This window comes from Streptomyces sp. NPDC005070, from assembly GCF_053600395.1.
Map to the genome: position 1 here is coordinate 30,673 of NZ_JBSFZS010000046.1, position 15,666 is coordinate 46,338.

The 15,666-nt window shown below is 71.6% G+C and carries 14 protein-coding genes and 1 pseudogene; 5 read left to right on the top strand and 10 right to left on the bottom strand.

Annotation, left to right across the window (positions count from 1 at the left end; translation table 11 throughout):
• The first annotated feature begins 41 nt into the window (after nt 1-41).
• A complete protein-coding gene (locus ACWEBX_RS17870; protein WP_451885784.1) occupies nt 42-389 on the top strand; it encodes a DUF6332 family protein in 348 nt (115 codons plus the stop codon).
• Here the strand turns inward: ACWEBX_RS17870 and ACWEBX_RS17875 are convergent.
• The 3 genes from ACWEBX_RS17875 to ACWEBX_RS17885 form a co-directional block, all read right to left on the bottom strand.
• Nucleotides 350-1,015: a response regulator gene (locus ACWEBX_RS17875; protein ID WP_451885785.1), complete on the bottom strand. Its 666-nt coding sequence runs from the start codon at nt 1,013-1,015 to the stop codon at nt 350-352. The genes ACWEBX_RS17870 and ACWEBX_RS17875 overlap by 40 nt on opposite strands.
• On the bottom strand, nt 1,012-2,250 hold the full coding sequence (locus ACWEBX_RS17880) for a histidine kinase (protein WP_451885786.1): 1,239 nt from the start codon (nt 2,248-2,250) through the stop codon (nt 1,012-1,014). The genes ACWEBX_RS17875 and ACWEBX_RS17880 overlap by 4 nt, the downstream gene beginning before the upstream one ends.
• A gap of 278 nt (nt 2,251-2,528) precedes the next feature.
• Complete coding sequence (locus ACWEBX_RS17885; protein WP_451885787.1) at nt 2,529-3,257, bottom strand: TetR/AcrR family transcriptional regulator; 729 nt, start codon at nt 3,255-3,257, stop codon at nt 2,529-2,531.
• 233 nt (nt 3,258-3,490) lie between these two features.
• Between ACWEBX_RS17885 and ACWEBX_RS17890 the strand changes: the two genes are divergently transcribed.
• Nucleotides 3,491-3,940 carry a nitroreductase family deazaflavin-dependent oxidoreductase gene (locus ACWEBX_RS17890; protein WP_451885788.1) on the top strand — a complete coding sequence of 150 codons (450 nt, stop codon included), beginning with the start codon at nt 3,491-3,493 and terminating at the stop codon, nt 3,938-3,940.
• Nucleotides 3,941-4,141: 201 nt separating this feature from the next.
• Here the strand turns inward: ACWEBX_RS17890 and ACWEBX_RS17895 are convergent, their stop codons facing one another.
• Entirely contained in the window at nt 4,142-5,398 is a 1,257-nt protein-coding gene (locus tag ACWEBX_RS17895) for a geranylgeranyl reductase family protein (protein WP_451885789.1), read from the bottom strand.
• A 176-nt stretch (nt 5,399-5,574) separates the two neighbouring features.
• On the opposite strand from ACWEBX_RS17895, the gene ACWEBX_RS17900 reads away from it, so the two are divergent.
• On the top strand, nt 5,575-6,930 hold the full coding sequence (locus ACWEBX_RS17900; protein ID WP_451885790.1) for a M20/M25/M40 family metallo-hydrolase: 1,356 nt from the start codon (nt 5,575-5,577) through the stop codon (nt 6,928-6,930).
• Nucleotides 6,931-7,108: 178 nt separating this feature from the next.
• Here the strand turns inward: ACWEBX_RS17900 and ACWEBX_RS17905 are convergent, their stop codons facing one another.
• From ACWEBX_RS17905 to ACWEBX_RS17915, 3 genes are all read right to left on the bottom strand, one after another.
• Nucleotides 7,109-8,149: an NUDIX domain-containing protein gene (locus ACWEBX_RS17905; protein ID WP_451885811.1), complete on the bottom strand. Its 1,041-nt coding sequence runs from the start codon at nt 8,147-8,149 to the stop codon at nt 7,109-7,111.
• Nucleotides 8,150-8,278: 129 nt separating this feature from the next.
• Nucleotides 8,279-8,476: a hypothetical protein gene (locus tag ACWEBX_RS17910; protein ID WP_451885791.1), complete on the bottom strand. Its 198-nt coding sequence runs from the start codon at nt 8,474-8,476 to the stop codon at nt 8,279-8,281.
• A 382-nt stretch (nt 8,477-8,858) separates the two neighbouring features.
• Complete coding sequence (locus ACWEBX_RS17915; RefSeq protein WP_451885812.1) at nt 8,859-9,812, bottom strand: ROK family protein; 954 nt, start codon at nt 9,810-9,812, stop codon at nt 8,859-8,861.
• A 236-nt stretch (nt 9,813-10,048) separates the two neighbouring features.
• Here ACWEBX_RS17915 and ACWEBX_RS17920 point away from each other — a divergent pair, with 236 nt between their 5' ends.
• A complete protein-coding gene (locus tag ACWEBX_RS17920; protein WP_451885792.1) occupies nt 10,049-11,131 on the top strand; it encodes a LacI family DNA-binding transcriptional regulator in 1,083 nt (360 codons plus the stop codon).
• Between the two features lie 15 nt (nt 11,132-11,146).
• On the opposite strand, the gene ACWEBX_RS17925 is transcribed toward ACWEBX_RS17920, so the two are convergent.
• Nucleotides 11,147-12,451: a DUF6986 family protein gene (locus ACWEBX_RS17925; RefSeq protein WP_451885793.1), complete on the bottom strand. Its 1,305-nt coding sequence runs from the start codon at nt 12,449-12,451 to the stop codon at nt 11,147-11,149.
• 216 nt (nt 12,452-12,667) lie between these two features.
• Between ACWEBX_RS17925 and ACWEBX_RS17930 the strand changes: the two are divergent.
• A pseudogene (locus ACWEBX_RS17930) lies at nt 12,668-13,562 on the top strand (endonuclease/exonuclease/phosphatase family protein).
• Between the two features lie 53 nt (nt 13,563-13,615).
• On the opposite strand, the gene ACWEBX_RS17935 reads toward ACWEBX_RS17930, so the two are convergent.
• A complete protein-coding gene (locus ACWEBX_RS17935) occupies nt 13,616-14,578 on the bottom strand; it encodes an electron transfer flavoprotein subunit alpha/FixB family protein (RefSeq protein WP_451885794.1) in 963 nt (320 codons plus the stop codon).
• Between the two features lie 99 nt (nt 14,579-14,677).
• A complete protein-coding gene (locus tag ACWEBX_RS17940) occupies nt 14,678-15,463 on the bottom strand; it encodes an electron transfer flavoprotein subunit beta/FixA family protein (RefSeq protein WP_384783153.1) in 786 nt (261 codons plus the stop codon).
• Nucleotides 15,464-15,666: the final 203 nt, after the last annotated feature.

Below are 15,666 nucleotides of genomic sequence, written 5' to 3' on the forward strand. Positions count from 1 at the left end.
GAGTCCTTGCTCCGCCGGGCGCGCGGCTGTTGACTCGGCCCATGAACAACAACGGGGACGTCGCGGCCAGTTACCGCGACGGTTCGGACGTGAAGCGGGTGCGACGCACCCGTGCACAGCATCAGGCACGGCGCGACGCCGTGACCGTCGAGATCGGATACGCCCTGGCCAGCGCGGCGTTCCTTGCGGCGGTCGCCTTCGGGGTCGTGACCGGTCCCGCTCTCTTCCTGGACCTGTCGTCCTCCACGGTGCACGCGCTCATCACCGTGGGCGGCACCCTGGCCGCCGTCCTCTTCGCGCTACGGGTGGCCACCGTACTGTTCCGCTTCCACCGGGAAGCCGCCGTTCCTCAGCCCAGCCAGCCCGGTCGTACCAGCCCCGACTCGTAGGCGAGTACGACCAGTTGGGCGCGGTCGCGGGCGCCGAGTTTCACCATCGTCCGGCTGACGTGGGTCTTGGCCGTGAGCGGGCTGACGACCAGGCGGCGGGCGATCTCCTCGTTCGAGAGGCCGATGCCGACCAGCGCCATCACCTCCCGTTCCCGGTCGGTGAGTTCGGCCAGCGTCGCGACCGACTCGGGCTCCTTCGAGCGCGCCGCGAACTCGGAGATCAGCCGGCGCGTGACCCCGGGCGAGAGCAGAGCGTCGCCCTCGACCACCGCCCGTACCGCGCGCAGCAGTTCATCGGGCTCGGTGTCCTTGACCAGGAAGCCGGAAGCGCCGGAGCGGATGGCCTCGAAGACGTACTCGTCCAGCTCGAACGTGGTGAGCATGACCACCTTCACGTCCCCGAGCGCCGCGTCGCCGGTGATGCGGCGCGTGGCGGCGAGGCCGTCCAGTACGGGCATCCGGATGTCCATCAGAACGACGTCCGGAACCAGTTCACGGACCGCGCGCACCGCTTCCTCGCCGTCGGCGGCCTCCCCGGCCACCTCGATGTCCGGCTGGGCGTCGAGCAGCGCCTTGAAGCCGGCCCTGACCAATGACTGGTCGTCGGCGAGCAGTACACGGATCACCGGTTCTCCTCCTTGGCCTTCCACGGCAGTACGGCCAGCACCCGGAACCCTCCGTCGTCGCGCGGACCAGCCTCGATCGTGCCACCCAGCGCGGACGCCCGCTCCCGCATGCCCGCGAGGCCATTGCCGCTTCCGCCCGCGTCCGCGCCGGTGGCCGGACCGTCGTCGTCGATCCGCAGGCGCAGCACGCCCCGCTCGTGATCGAACCGCACCCGCGCCCGGCGCGACCCCGAATGCCGTACGACATTGGTGAGCGCTTCCTGGACGATGCGGAACGCGGCGAGGTCGGTGCCGGGCGCGGGCGCCGGCACCTCACCCTCGACCTCGACGGTGAGACCGGCGCTCGCCGCCTGCTCGACCAGTTCGGGAAGCCGGTCGAGACCGGGAGCGGGCGCGCGCGGCGCCTCCCCAGGTGCTCGCAGGGTGTCGAGCACCTGCCGGACCTCGCCGAGCGCCTCCTTGCTGGCCGCCTTGATGGTGGTGAGCGCCGTACGCGCCTGTTCGGGATCGGAGTCGAGGAGCGCGAGGCCCACGCCCGCCTGGACGTTGATCACCGAGATGCTGTGCGCCAGCACGTCGTGCAGTTCGCGGGCGATCCGCAGCCGTTCCTCGTCGGCGCGGCGCCGGGCCGCCTGCGCGCGCTCGGCCCGTTCGCGGCTCCACTGCTCGCGGCGCACCCGCACCAGCTCCGCCAGGGCCACCACCGCCACGACCCAGGTGGCGATGCCGATCTCCTGCATCCAGGACGGAGCGTGGTCGCCCGTCGGGGGCAGCCGGCGGTACAGCCAGTGGGCGATCAGAAGATGCCCCACCCACAGCAGACCGACCGCCGTCCAGGCCGCTCTGCGGTGCCCGGCCACCACCGCGCTGAAGCAGGCCACCGCCACGGGGAGGAAGACCGGCCCGTAGGGATATCCGGAGGCCACGTAGACCAGGGCCACCGCGGCCGTGCCGAACACGACGAGCACGGGATGGCGTTGGCGCCAGAGCAGGAGGCCGGAGCCCACCAGGAGAAGCGCCCGGGAGAAGGCGTCCAGAGCGAGCCGGTCGCCGTGCTGGGCGTGGGCGGCGAAGTTGGAACCGATGAACACGAAAGCGGTCAGCAGCAGCGTGGAACGCCACGGCCATCGCGCGCGGCGCCCTTCGTCGTCCCGGCGGTCCCACCCGGGCGGCCCGTGCCACCAGCGCGACGGACCGCCCCACGCCGGCGCCGCGGGTGTGTGCTGCTCTTCCATGGCCGTCACGCTAGACGGCCGACCGCGACGGAGGCGTCCGCCGGGCGAGGTGGTCACCCGTACTCCCCACGGAGTACGAGGCGGTCGAGGCCCGGCCCGCGCCGGGGAGAACCGGCCCGCGCCCGAGGGCGGCCCGATCCACGCCGAGGGAGGCGTATGCCGAGGGAAGCCCGCCCCGCACCGCCGGGTGCGGCCCGCCCTACGCCGGGGAAACCCGGCCTACGTCGACGGAACCCGGCCTACGTCGACGGCGGCTCGGCCTACGGCGGCGGCCCGGCCTACAACGGCGACGACCCGGCGGTGGTGTCACCCGCCTCCGGATACACCAGCCCCACGTCCTGCGCGAGCCGCCCCACCGCATGCCGGAAGAACGGCTCCCGGTCCTCCACCACCCGGTTGAACTGGCCGAACAGCTCGAACCCGATCAGCCCGTAGAGCTGCGCCCACGAGGCCACCAGCGCCACCACCACCTCGGGCGGCAGATCGGGCGCGAGATCGGCGGCCATCCGCCGCGCCTCTGTCTTCAGTCCGTAGGACAGCGGCGTACGGGCCACGCCCTTGCCCCGGTACGCGTCCCTCACGACTCCGATCAGGAGCAGGCCGACGCGGGAGGCGGACGGGACGGTCTCCTGCGGCGCGACGTACCCGGGGACGGGCGAACCGTAGATGAGCGCGTACTCGTGCGGATGCTCCAGCGCCCAGCGCCGCGCCGCCGCGCACACGGTGATCCAGCGTTCGCGGGGGCCGGCGGCGGCCACCTCGGCGTGGGCCGACTCGGCCGCCTCGCCGAGGGAGTCGTAGGCGTCGATGATGAGCGCGGTCAACAGGTCGTCCCGGCTGGGGAAGTACCGGTAGAGGGCGGAGGAGACCATCCCCAGCTCGCGGGCGACGGCCCTCAGCGAGAGCTTCGCGGCGCCCTCGGCGGCGAGCTGTCTGCGCGCCTCGTCCTTGATGGCCGCCGTGACCTCGATCCTGGCTCGGGCACGTGCCCCTCGCGCGGTACTCATACGGTGCAGTGTCCCATGTTTTCAGAGCAGTGCACACAAACGAGAGCGGTGATCCGAAAATGGATCACTGCTCCACCTGGCGATCGCCCACCACAAAAGAGATCGGTGCACAAAAACGAGAGCACTGCTCTTGCTTTGGATCACCGATCCGATGCAGACTCTTCTCAAGCGAGAGCGGTGCTCACAAAACAGATCGGCGCTCTCATCAACCCGCCCCTCCCCGAGAGGTCACCGTGTCCACTCACGTCCAGAAGCCCGGCTGGTTCACCGTCAACGTCCTCAACCGTGCCGTGGCCTGGATCACCAAGCGCGGCCTCAGCCTCCGCGGCTCGCGCGTCCTGGCCGTCCGGGGCCGCAAGAGCGGTGAGTGGCGGACGACCCCGGTCAATCCGCTCACCCTGGGCGGTGAGCAGTACCTCGTCGCACCGCGCGGTCATGTCCAGTGGACGCACAACATGCGGGCGGCCGGCGGGGGCGAGCTGCGCCTCGGCAAGAAGGTGGAGACCTTCACCGCGGTGGAGGTGTCCGACGACGACAAGGCGTCGATCCTGCGCGCGTACCTCAAGCGCTGGAAGGCCGAGGTCGGCGTGTTCTTCGGCGGCGTGGGCCCCGACTCGTCCGACGAGGAGCTGCGGCGCATCGCTCCCGACCACCCGGTCTTCCGGATCACCGTCAAGAACTGACGCCGGGCGCGTCGTCTCCTGAACCCCGAGCGGGTCCGACGATTCCGCGCGCCGCTCCCGACCCCTGAACCTGTCCGACGATTCCCGTCCGCCCCCGGCAGTCTTCGGGTGACGACAGGAACCGTCGGGCAGGTTTCTGGTTCTGGTGGCCCTCTGCTTTCGGTCCCCTGCTTCCAGGCCCTTGCTTCCAGTCCCCTGCTTCTAGTCCTCCGCGCCTTCCGCCACCTGGGGCCGGCGGTCGAGGGTCGTCAGGGCGCGCCCGACCATCGGGTGGGTCCGGATGATCTCCCCGAGCGTGGTGGAGCCGCGGGTGATTCCGGTGAAGGCCTTCCAGACCGGGCGCAGGCCGGTGAGCCCCGCGTGGAACACGCCGGGGCGACGCTCGAAAGCGCCGAGCAGGCGCTTGCCGACACTCATCTCGACACCGAGCCCGGCCTTGATCGCGAAGGCGTAGTTCAGCGCCTGCCGTCGGGCGTCCACCGCGTCGTGCGCCTCGGCGATCCGTACGGCCCACTCGCCCGCGAGGCGCCCGGAGCGCAGCGCGAACGAGATGCCCTCACGGGTCCAGGGTTCGAGCAGTCCCGCCGCGTCACCGCAGACGAGCACCCGGCCGCGCGACAGCGGCGAGTCGTCGGCCCGGCAGCGCGTCAAGTGGCCCGAGGAGATCGACGGCTCGAAGCCGGCGAGGCCGAGCCGGGCAATGAAGTCCTCCAAGTACCGCTTGGTGGCGGCGCCTTCGCCGCGCGCGGAGATCACGCCGACGGTGAGCGTGTCGTCCTTGGGGAAGACCCATCCGTAACTGCCGGGCATGGGGCCCCAGTCGATCAGGACGCGCCCCCGCCAGTCCTCGGCGACCGTCTCCGGCACAGGGATCTCGGCCTCCAGACCGAGATCGACCTGGTCGAGCTTCACACCGACGTGGGCTCCTATCCGGCTGGCACTGCCGTCGGCACCGACGACCGCACGCGCCAGAACGGTCTCTCCGCCCTGGAGAACCACTGCCACGGTCCGCCGGTCCGGCACCGCCGAACCGTGCTGCTCGACGCGCGAGACCGTGGCCCCCGTGCGCAGTTCGGCGCCGGCCTTCTGCGCGAACTCGACGAGCTGCTGGTCGAACTCCGGACGGTTGATGAGCCCGAACAGCATGTGCCGGGACCGCCGCGTGCGGGCGAACTTGCCGTCCATCGAGAAGGTGACCGCGTGCACCCGGTCTCTGAACGGCAGTTCGAAGCCTGGGGGCAGCGCGTCGCGCGAGGGACCGATGATGCCCCCGCCGCATGTTTTGTAGCGGGGCAGTTCGGCTTTCTCCAGCAGCAGGACGCTGCGTCCCGCGACCGCTGCCGCGTAGGCGGCCGAGGCACCCGCCGGCCCTCCACCGACGACCACGACGTCCCACACCTGCTGTTCGTCGTCCGCCGCACGCCGCTCGTCGTCCGCCGAAGAGTTCTCGCTGCTCACGTTGGTCTACTGCTCCCAGTCCAGCCGTCTGCCGCACCTGTCCCCCGCATCCTACGGCGGGCGTCACCGCGAGCCGCTGTGGGAGGATCTGCCACGGATGCGTCCTGTACACCAGTCCGCATCACTCGATCATCTGTACACAGAAGTACAACGTCGCACCTACAAGGAGCGTGCCCATGTCGTCGAATCCGGTCGCCGAGACCGTCGCCTCGCTCATGCCCCGGGCGAAGGCGGAACTCACCGAGCTGGTGGCTTTCAAGTCGGTGGCGGACTTCGACCAGTATCCGAGGAGCGAGAGCGAGGGTGCCGCCAACTGGATCGCGGACGCGCTGCGCTCCGAGGGCTTCCAGGACGTGGCGCTGCTCGACACCCCGGACGGCACGCAGTCGGTGTACGGCTTCCTGCCGGGCCCCGAGGGCGCGAAGACGGTCCTGCTGTACGCGCACTACGACGTGCAGCCGCCGCTGGACGAAGCGGCTTGGACGACGCCTCCGTTCGAGCTGGTGGAGCGCGACGGCCGCTGGTACGGACGGGGCAGCGCCGACTGCAAGGGCGGTGTCGTCATGCATCTCCTGGCGCTGCGCGCCCTGAAGGCGAACGGTGGCGTGCCGGTGCACGTCAAGGTCATCGTCGAGGGTTCCGAGGAGCAGGGCACCGGCGGTCTGGAACGGTACGCCGAGGCGCACCCGGAGCTGCTGACCGCCGACACCATCGTCATCGGCGACGCCGGCAACTTCCGCGCGGGACTGCCGACGGTCACCGCGACCCTGCGCGGCATGACCCTCGTACGGGTGCAGGTGGACACCCTCGAAGGGAACCTGCACTCCGGTCAGTTCGGCGGTGCGGCGCCCGACGCGCTGGCGGCGCTGATCCGCGTCCTCGACTCGCTGCGGGCGAAGGACGGTTCGACGACCGTGGACGGCCTGGCGGGCGAGTCCGCGTGGGACGGGCTGCAGTACGAGGAGCAGGCGTTCCGTGAGGACGCGAAGGTGCTCGACGGGGTGGAGCTCATCGGCTCCGGCACGGTCGCCGACCGGGTCTGGGCGCGTCCGGCCATCACGGTGCTCGGGATCGACTGCCCGCCGGTCGTCGGCGCGACGCCGTCGGTGCAGGCGGGTGCCCGTGCGCTGATCAGCCTGCGGGTGCCGCCGGGCGTCGACGCGGTCGAGGCGACGAAGCTGCTGGAGGCGCACATCGAGGCGCACACGCCGTGGGGGGCGCGGGTGAGCACCGAGCGCATCGGTCAGGGCCAGGCGTTCCGCGCCGACACCTCCAGCCCCGCGTACGCGTCGATGGCCGAGGCCATGGCGGTCGCCTACCCGGGCCAGGAGATGCAGTCGGCGGGCATGGGCGGCTCGATCCCGCTGTGCAACACGCTGGCCTCCCTGTACCCCGACACGGAGATCCTGCTCATCGGCCTGAGCGAGCCGGAGGCGCAGATCCACGCGGTGAACGAGAGCGTGTCGCCGGACGAGCTGGAGCGGCTGTCGGTCGCGGAGGCACTGTTCCTGCGGAACTACGCGGCGAACTGATCGTCCCCGGACATGGCAAGGGCCCTCGCCGACAGGCGAGGGCCCTTGCCATGTCCGGTCGTTCACCCCTTGGGAAACTCTGCCGTCGCCAGGCCCCCGCACCGACGGCGGCCCCTCCGGCGGCGGTAGGGACGCCGGGCCACGGGATCCGCACAGAGCCGCCGACGGAGCGACGATATCAGCCGAGTGGCACTCCGGCCTCCAGATACAGCGCCGCGCCGCGCTCGCGGGCTCGCAGGGCCCAGCGGAGGCGCTCGTAGCGCACGGGCGGCAGCAGGTCGGCCGCCTCCTGCTCGGTGACGAAGCGCCAGCCGCGCAGTTCCGGTCCCGGCAGCAGAAGCCCTCGGACGGCCTGTTCGTCGAGGCGGCCGCCGTCGAAGAGGAGCCGCAGACCGCCGTAGCCGGGCGGTGCGGGGGACTCCCAGTCGACGACGAGCAGCGTGGGCACCTCGTCGAGGGTGATCCCGGTTTCCTCGGTGACCTCGCGCATACCGGCACGGGCGGGGGCCTCGCCGGCCTCGACGACCCCGCCGGGGAACTCCCATCCCGCCTTGTACGTCGGGTCGACGAGCAGGACCCGGTCGCCCTCGTCGAAGAGGAGCACTCCGGCGGCGACGGTCTCCGCGGTGGGTTCGGGAGTCTGCACGATGTCGCACACGGGTGCCGCCCCGGTGCGTACGGCTTCGGCGACGCGCAGGGCGGAGTCGTACGGGGTGAGCGCGCTGGTGTCGACGGGGTGGGCGTCGGCCGTGAGCCAGGGGAGCGCGGCGCGGTAGGGCTCGATGTGGTCGTAGGACCACTGCCGGACGCGCATCTCGCCGTCGGGGAGGTCCGGCGGTACCTCCCGCCCGGCTATTCGCTCCCGCAGGATCGTTTCCGCCGGAGCGAGGAGCACATGGTGTACGGGAATCCGGCGCGCGGCGAGCCCGCCGAAGATCTCGTCGCGGTACTCCTGCCGCAGCAGGGTCATGGGGACGACGAGGACGCCGCCGAGCTCGGCGAGCAGGGCGGCCGCGGTGTCGACCACGAGCCGGCGCCAGATCTTCAGGTCCTGGAAGTCGCCGACCTCGGCGAGGTGCTTGGCCGGGAGCAACTGCGTGAGTGTGGCCCCGATGAGCTCGGGGTCGAAGAGCGTGCTGTTCGGGATCAGCTCGATCAGTTCCCGTGCGGTGCTGGTCTTTCCCGCACCGAACGCACCGTTGATCCAGACGATCACGATTCCCCCTCTTCTGTGGCCCCCTGAGGCTTGCCCGCTCCACCCTGCCACGGAAACCAGCCGCTGATGAGGGCGCGGACAAGGCGACGCCGGTGCCCCCGTGGCGGGGACACCGGCGCGGCGCGGGGGCCTTCAGCCGTTCTGGCCGCCCAGGGCACCCTCGTCGACCGCCGGGCTGTCGGCGCCGACGGTGTGGTCGAGCGAGCTGAGCGAGTCGTTGACGTTCAGGTCGCTCAGGCTGTCCCCGCTCAGGGCGTGGGACGGGGTGATCGCCGCGACGACGAACCCGGTGGCGAGGGAGGCGATGGCGAGCATGCTGCGCTTCTTCATGCCCGGTTCAACTACGCGGGCTGGACGGAGTCACGGGTGGACCGGACACCAACATCCACACAACTCGATCCGGCTTGGTGCGTGAGGTGTGAGACCTGAGCCACGAGGGGTGAGGTGTGAGACCTGGGGCCTGAGACGTGAGGCCTAAGGTGTGAGGCCTGAGACGTGAGGCCTGAGACCCGAGGCCAGGTCACGTGCCCGGCACTCGACGCCCGGCGACCCCGCCCGGCGCCCGCGCCCCGCACCCCGCGCCCCGCACCCCGCACCCCGCACCCCGCGGGATCGTCCGAGCCCGGCCGGGACCCCTGGCGGCATCGATCACCTGCAACACCCCCTGGTCGCGTGCGATACGACGCGACCCGGGACCGGACCAACCACCGGATCAGACGCGTGCCGTAGCCGTCCGCGACCGGCGGGTGAGAGCCGCCGCAGCCGCGCCGACCAGCCCGGCGTCGGTGCCCATCAGGGCGGGCGTCACCGTCAGGCGCCGTACGAAGGAAAGCGTCGCGTAGTCGGCCAGGGCCCGGCGCAGCGGTGCGAAGAGCACGTCACCGGCCTTGCCCACTCCCCCGCCGATCACGGCGATGTCGATCTCGACCAGGGTCGCGGTCGCCGCGATGCCCGCCGCGAGAGCCTGTGCGGCCCGCTCGAAGGAGGCCACGGCGACCGGGTCGCCGGCGCGGGCCGCCTCGGCGACCGCCGCGGCCGAGGTGTCGCCGTCGGGGCCCGGCCGCCAGCCCGCCTCCAGCGCGCGGCGGGCGATGTTCGGGCCGCTGGCGATGCGCTCGACACAGCCCCGGGAGCCGCAGGGGCAGAGATCGCCGTCCAGGTCGACGCTGATGTGCCCGATGTGGCCCGCGTTTCCGGTGGGGCCCGCGTGGAGCCGCCCGTTCAGGACGAGCCCGCCGCCCACGCCGGTGGACACCACCATGCACAGCGCGTTGTCGTGGCCACGGGCGGCGCCCTGCCAGTGTTCGGCCGCGGTGATCGCGACGCCGTCGCCGATCAGCTCGACGGGCAGTCCGCCCGCGGCCTCGGAGGCCCGTTCGACCAGCGGGTAGCCCCGCCAGCCGGGAACGTTGACGGGACTCACCGTGCCGGCGGAGGCGTCCACGGGGCCCGCGCTGCCGATGCCCAGGGCTCCGGCGCCGCTCCACAGCGGGGAGACCGCCAGTTCACCGATGACGTCCTCGACGGCACGCATCACGGTGTCGCCGTCCTCCTGGGCGGGCGTCGGGCGCTGCGCGCGCAGAACGATCCGGCCGTGGCCGTCCACCAGCGCTCCGGCGATCTTGGTGCCGCCGATGTCGAGCGCGGCCACGAGGTCGGTGTGCATCAGTTTCAGGTCTCCCATGGGGTGTGGTGACGGGCCCGCCGCGCCGCGGGTCCGGTCTCCGGCCGGGAACGGTTCGGGATCGGGCCCCGTCGTAGGCCGCGCGGAGTGCGCCGACGGACCCCGGGGACCGTGCGTCCTGGGGAAGACGCAGGCCGGAGATTGCGGTGGACAGTGTCTCCCGCATCTGACAACGTTGTCCAGGCTCTATGCTCGACGCCACATCCTCATACAACCCCATGGACCTACGCATCCCCGTGGACGACAGGACAGGACAGCACATCGTGGCCGAGACCGCCCGCCGATCCGAGAACCGCTACGGAAACCGTCCGACGATGAAGGACGTAGCGGCGCGTGCGGGAGTCGGTCTGAAGACGGTCTCCCGCGTGGTCAACAGTGAGCCCGGGGTCACCCCGGACACGGAGCGGCGCGTCCAGGAGGCCATCGAGGCGCTGGGTTTCCGCCGCAACGACAGCGCCCGGGTGCTGCGCAAGGGCCGCACGGCGAGCATCGGGCTGGTGCTGGAGGACCTCGCGGACCCGTTCTACGGGCCGCTGAGCCGCGCGGTCGAGGAGGTGGCGCGGGCGCACGGAGCCCTGCTGATCAACGGGTCCAGCGCGGAGGACCCGGACCGCGAGCAGGAACTGGTCCTCGCGCTGTGCGCGCGCCGGGTGGACGGGCTGGTCGTGATCCCGGCCGGCGACGACCACCGCTATCTGGAGCCGGAGATCAAGGCGGGCGTCGCCACGGTCTTCGTGGACCGCCCGGCGGGGCGGATCGACGCCGACGTCGTCCTGTCGGACAGCTTCGGCGGCGCCCGGGACGGTGTCGCCCACCTGATCGCCCACGGCCACCGCCGGATCGGCTTCATCGGCGACATGCCGCGCATCCACACCGCGGCCGAGCGACTGCGCGGCTACCGGGCCGCGATGGAGGACGCGGGGATACCGGTCGAGGACGACTGGATGTCCCTCGGTGTCACCGACCCGCAGCGGGTGCGCAAGGCGGCCGAGGACATGCTGTCGGGTCGCTCCCCGGTCACCGCCGTCTTCGCGGGCAACAACCGTGTCACCGTGACCGTCGTCCGTGTCATCGCCGAGCGCGGCCGCCCGGTCGCCCTCGTCGGCTTCGACGACATCGAGCTCGCCGACCTCCTGGAGCCCGGCGTCACCGTCGTCGCCCAGGACGCGGCGGCTCTGGGCCGCACGGCCGCCGAACGCCTCTTCCGCCAGCTCGACGGCAACCTCATCGCCCCGGAACGCATCGAACTCCCGACCCGTCTGATCACCCGCGGCTCGGGCGAACTGCCTCCGGCGCCCTGAGCGACGGCCGCGCCGCTACCGCCCCGACGCGGTGAGATTCCCCCGTCGCGGCCCCGCGAAGCTCTCCAGTTCGGGGCGGGTCAGGCCCGATTCGCGGGCGATCTCCGGGAGGTCCAGGGCGCCGCAGTCCAGGCCTCGCAGGAGGTAGCCACTGAGGGCCTTGGCCGTGGCGGGTTCGTCCAGGACGTCGCCCGGGGCGTGGCCGGCGTAGCGGGAGAGGCGGGCGGCGGCCTGCCGGAAGCCTTCGCGGTAGAAGGCGAAGACGGCCGCGTAACGGGTCGGGATGTGGGCGGGGTGCATGTCCCAGCCCTGGTAGTAGGCGCGGGCCAGGGCGCGGCGGGTGAGGCCGTAGTGCAGGCGCCAGGCGTCGTGGACCTTCTCGGTGGGTCCGACGGGCAGGACGTTGGTGGAGCCGTCCGAGAGGCGTACGCCGGTGCCGGCGGCCGCGACCTGCATGATCGCCTTGGCGTGGTCGGCGGCGGGGTGGTCGCTCGACTGGTGGGCGGCGGAGACGCCGAGGCAGGCGCTGTAGTCGAAGGTGCCGTAGTGCAGTCCGGTGGCGCGGCCCTCGGCGGCCTGGATCATGCGGGCGACGGTGGCCGTGCCGTCCGTGGCGAGGATGGCCTGGCTGGTCTCGATCTGGATCTCGAAACCGATCCGGCCGGGTTCCAGACCGCGGGCCTTCTCGAACTCCTCGAGGAGCCTGACCATCGCGGTGACCTGCCGTGCGTACGTCACCTTGGGCAGGGTGAGCACGAGCCCGTCGGGCAGGCCGCCCGCCTCCATCAGACCTGTCAGGAAGATGTCGAGGGTACGGATGCCCCGGTCGCGGACCGAGGCCTCCATGCATTTCATGCGGATGCCCATGTACGGGGCCGCGGTGCCGTTCTCGTACGCCTCGGCGATCAGCCGGGCCGCACGGGCCGCGGTCGCGTCCTCCTCGGCGTCCGGGCGGGTGCCGTAGCCGTCCTCGAAGTCGACGCGCAGGTCCTCGACGGGTTCGCGTTCCAGCTTGGCCCGGACGCGGTCGTACACGGGTCCGGCGAGTTCGTCGGCGAGGCCGAGGACGGCGGCGAAGGACGCGGCGTCGGGGGCGTGTTCGTCGAGGGCGGCGAGGGCACGGTCGCCCCAGGCGCGGACGGTGTCGGCGGCGAACGCGTCTCCGGGGACGTACACGGTATGGACGGGCTGGCGGGTGCCGGGGTCTCCTGGATAGCGGCGTTCCAGTTCGGCGTCGACGGGGGCGAGGGAGGCGCCGACCGCTTCGGTGACGGCGCCCGAGAGGCTCGTCGCCACCGTCTCCTGCTGACCCTTACCCATCCGACAGCCTCCAGTTTTCCGCGACATGGAATCAACAATCTGTTGAATGAAGTTATCCGGCGGGCTTCCCGCGGGTCAACACCCTCTGGACCGCGGGACACGCCAGGGCCCCGCCGCGTTCACTCCCGTCCCGGTCGCCCGGGGCGGACTTTCCCGGTTCCTTCTTCCCCTCCGGTGGTGCGCGCCCCGTCCCGACTCGCGAGCGAAGGAGCACACGTGCCCGACTCCAGGAGAGTGACCCGACGCACCGGGCTGAGAAACGCGGTGGCCGCCGCGGTCGCCCTGCCCCTGCTCACCACGGCGCGGGCCTCCGCCACCCGGCGCCCCCGCCCTCGCCCCCGTCTCGACGTCATGACCTACAACCTGCGCTTCGCGAGCGATGCCGAGCCCAACAGCTGGGCGGTGCGCCGTCCGGTGATGCGGGAGCTCCTGCGCCGCGCCCCACGTCATCGGCACCCAGGAAGGCCTGTACCAGCAACTCCTCGACATCGAGGACGACCTCGCGCCGCACTACGAGTGGATCGGCACCGGCAGGGAGGGCGGGAGCGGCGACGAGTCCGCGGCGATCTACTACGACACCCGGCGTCTGGCCCCGCTGGAGCACGACACGTTCTGGCTCTCCGACACCCCCCGGGTGATCGCCTCGAACACCTGGGGCGCCGCGTTCCCCCGCATCGCCACCTGGGTGCGCTTCCGCGATCTGCGGGACGGCGGGCGGCAGTTCCATGTTCTCAACACCCACCTGGACCACGCGAGCCAGTACGCGCGGGTACGGGCCGCCGCGCTCGTCGCCGAACGGATCGCGCGGTTCGATCCGTCCCTTCCGTGCCTGGTCACCGGTGACTTCAACGCGCCGGCGCACCGGAACGAGGTCTACGACATCCTGCTGGGCGCCGGACTCACCGACACCTGGGACACGGCCGCCTCGCGGAGCAGGGTCTACGCGACCTTCCACGGCTACGCCCCGCTGACGCCGGACGGCGACCGCATCGACTGGATCCTGGCCGGCCCCGGCACCGAGGTGGCGCGGGCGTCGATCGACACCTTCTCCCTGCACGGCCAGTTCCCGAGCGATCATCTGCCCGTACGGGCCTCGCTGACCCTGGGATGAACGAAGGCCCCCGCGACCGGTGCGGTCGCGGGGGCCTTCTCAGCGCTTCGGGATCAGCCCTTGCGGGACTTGACCTCCTCGGTGAGCTGCGGGACGACGTCGAAGAGGTCGCCGACCACTCCGTAGTCGACCAGGTCGAAGATCGGCGCCTCGGCGTCCTTGTTGATCGCGACGATCGTCTTCGAGGTCTGCATACCGGCGCGGTGCTGGATGGCGCCGGAGATGCCGGAGGCGATGTAGAGCTGCGGCGAGACGGACTTGCCCGTCTGGCCCACCTGGTTGGTGTGCGGGTACCAGCCGGCGTCGACCGCGGCACGCGAGGCACCCACGGCGGCACCGAGCGAGTCGGCGAGGTTCTCGATGATCGAGAAGTTCTCGGCGCCGTTGACGCCACGGCCGCCGGAGACGACGATCGCGGCCTCGGTCAGCTCGGGGCGGCCGGTCGACTCGCGCGGGGTGCGGGCGGTGACCTTGGTGCCGGTGGCCTTGTCGGAGAAGGTGACCGCGAGGGCCTCGACGGCGCCGGCGGCCGGGGCGGCCTCCACGGCGGCCGAGTTCGGCTTGACCGTGATGACCGGGGTGCCCTTGGCGACACGGGACTTGGTGGTGAAGGAGGCGGCGAACGCGGACTGCGTGGCCACCGGACCCTCGTCACCGGCCTCCAGGTCGGTGGCGTCGGTGATGATGCCCGAGCCGATGCGGACCGCGAGGCGGGCCGCGATCTCCTTGCCCTCGGCGGAGGACGGGACGAGCACGGCGGCCGGGGAGACGGCGTCGTACGCGGCCTGGAGCGCGTCCACCTTCGGCACGACGAGGTAGTCGGCGTACTCGGCGGCGTCGTGCGTGAGGACCTTCACCGCACCGTGCTCGGCGAGCGCGGCGGCGGTGTTCTCGGCACCGGAGCCGAGGGCGACGGCGACGGGCTCGCCGATACGGCGGGCCAGCGTCAGCAGTTCGAGGGTGGGCTTGCGGACGGCACCGTCCACGTGGTCGACGTAGACGAGAACTTCAGCCATGGGGATGCTCTCCTGCGGATTGCGAAGTCTGAGGGGCGGTAAGCGGGGTGGGCCTTGGCCGCGGAGACGGTCCGGAGGCGCGCCCCGGACCCTCGGCGACTAGATGAACTTCTGGCCCGCGAGGAACTCGGCGAGCTGCTTGCCGCCCTCGCCCTCGTCCTTGACGATCGTTCCGGCGGTGCGCGCCGGACGCTCGGTGGCGGAGTCGACCTTGGTCCAGGCACCCTCGAGACCGACCTCGTCCGCCTCGATGTCGAGGTCGGACAGATCCCAGGACTGCACCGGCTTCTTCTTGGCGGCCATGATGCCCTTGAAGGACGGGTAACGCGCCTCGCCCGACTGGTCGGTGACCGACACGACCGCGGGGAGGGAGGCCTCGAGCTGCTCGGAGGCGGTGTCGCCGTCACGGCGTCCCTTGACCACGCCGTCCTCGACGGAGACCTCGGAGAGCAGGGTGACCTGCGGGACACCGAGACGCTCGGCCAGCAGCGCCGGGACGATGCCCGCGGTGCCGTCGGTGGAGGCCATGCCGGAGACGACCAGGTCGAAGCCGGCCTTCTCGATCGCCTTGGCCAGCACCAGCGAGGTGCCGACGGCGTCGGTGCCGTGCAGGTCGTCGTCCTCGACGTGGATGGCCTTGTCGGCACCCATGGACAGCGCCTTGCGCAGCGCGTCCTTGGCATCCTCGGGGCCGACGGTCAGCACGGTGATCTCGGCGTCGTCCGCGTCCTCGGCGATCTGCAGCGCCTGCTCGACGGCGTACTCGTCGAGTTCGGACAGCAGGCCGTCCACGTCGTCACGGTCGACGGTCAGGTCATCGGCGAAGTGCCGGTCGCCAGTGGCGTCGGGCACGTACTTCACAGTGACAACGATCCTCAAGCTCACGCCGGCTCTCCTACTGCATCGTCATGTCTGGGCTGCCTTCTTTCAGGCAGCATAGGCGCCTGAAGCGGCCGATCCCGGTCGGGGCGGCCCGCGCTCCGACCGAAATATTACTCACCAGTACACCCAGTGGACGCACACTAAGCAAGCGCTTTGGACTGTGACCTTCGCAACGCTGTGTAACCAGCGAGTAGAACCGGCGAGTA

Bases quoted from the DNA above. Each gene is read 5' to 3' on its own strand.
- ACWEBX_RS17900 (WP_451885790.1), top strand. From the start codon at position 5,575: ATGTCGTCGAATCCGGTCGCCGAGACCGTCGCCTCGCTCATGCCCCGG.
- ACWEBX_RS17910 (WP_451885791.1), bottom strand. From the start codon at position 8,476: ATGAAGAAGCGCAGCATGCTCGCCATCGCCTCCCTCGCCACCGGGTTC.
- ACWEBX_RS17920 (WP_451885792.1), top strand. From the start codon at position 10,049: ATGGACCTACGCATCCCCGTGGACGACAGGACAGGACAGCACATCGTG.
- ACWEBX_RS17935 (WP_451885794.1), bottom strand. From the start codon at position 14,578: ATGGCTGAAGTTCTCGTCTACGTCGACCACGTGGACGGTGCCGTCCGC.
- ACWEBX_RS17885 (WP_451885787.1), bottom strand. From the start codon at position 3,257: ATGAGTACCGCGCGAGGGGCACGTGCCCGAGCCAGGATCGAGGTCACG.
- ACWEBX_RS17925 (WP_451885793.1), bottom strand. From the start codon at position 12,451: ATGGGTAAGGGTCAGCAGGAGACGGTGGCGACGAGCCTCTCGGGCGCC.
- ACWEBX_RS17915 (WP_451885812.1), bottom strand. From the start codon at position 9,812: ATGCACACCGACCTCGTGGCCGCGCTCGACATCGGCGGCACCAAGATC.
- ACWEBX_RS17870 (WP_451885784.1), top strand. From the start codon at position 42: ATGAACAACAACGGGGACGTCGCGGCCAGTTACCGCGACGGTTCGGAC.
- ACWEBX_RS17880 (WP_451885786.1), bottom strand. From the start codon at position 2,250: ATGGAAGAGCAGCACACACCCGCGGCGCCGGCGTGGGGCGGTCCGTCG.